Origin of the sequence: Vibrio sp. 1641 (assembly GCF_033339995.1) — a bacterium.
In the GTDB taxonomy this organism is placed as follows: domain Bacteria; phylum Pseudomonadota; class Gammaproteobacteria; order Enterobacterales; family Vibrionaceae; genus Vibrio; species Vibrio alginolyticus.
Genome location: NZ_JAWOVP010000294.1, coordinates 1 through 615, shown reverse-complemented (window position 1 = coordinate 615; position 615 = coordinate 1). Strand labels below are relative to the sequence as shown.

Genomic DNA, 615 nt, shown 5'->3' with positions numbered 1-615 from the left:
AATGCTTCGCGGTATGCGTATTAAATTGGTAGAGCTTTAAAACATCGTCACCTTGAACGATACGAATACCACTCAAAGGTACTGAAGCCACAATCGCACCTCGACGACGACACATAGAGCAATCACAGCGTCTCGGCTTTTCAATTCCGTTGGGTAACGTCAGTTCCAGTTCGACTTTTCCGCAGTGACAGGTCAGTCGATGCAGGGGGTTAATTTGAGTGTTGCCAACTTGCTTAATCATCGCTTTTCCTTGTTGTTTTTATTCATGTGTACATTATGTTAAACAGCTTAACATAATCATAATCTTGTCCAAAAACTCGACATTGGTCACTTTTCGCGACATTTTATCGGTCGATTTATTAGTCGCTATTTTGGTGACTGTTTACCGCGTTCGATAGGCAGATTGTCTCCGCCGCGGTTTTTAAACCAAGGAAATTGTTTTATGGATAAAGATCATAGCTTAAGAGAAAACCTCTTGGCTCTGACGCTCGGTAGCGCGTTGGTGTCACTTGGGGTGATATTTTTCAGCAAAGTAGGATTACTGACTGGCGGCACTGCTGGCTTGGCCATCTTTCTGACCAAAGTCAGTGACTTCAGTTTTGGTCAAATATTTTT

At 42.8% G+C, this 615-nt stretch carries 1 protein-coding gene and 1 pseudogene; one reads left to right on the top strand and one right to left on the bottom strand.

Features of this window, described 5'->3' with window-relative positions:
* A partial coding sequence (locus tag R7Z47_RS25610) for a GFA family protein (protein ID WP_411913066.1) occupies positions 1–241 on the bottom strand: 241 nt, incomplete at its 3' end.
* Between the two features lie 201 nt (positions 242–442).
* Here R7Z47_RS25610 and R7Z47_RS25605 point away from each other — a divergent pair.
* Positions 443–615, top strand: a pseudogene (locus tag R7Z47_RS25605) (YitT family protein); the annotation flags it as partial.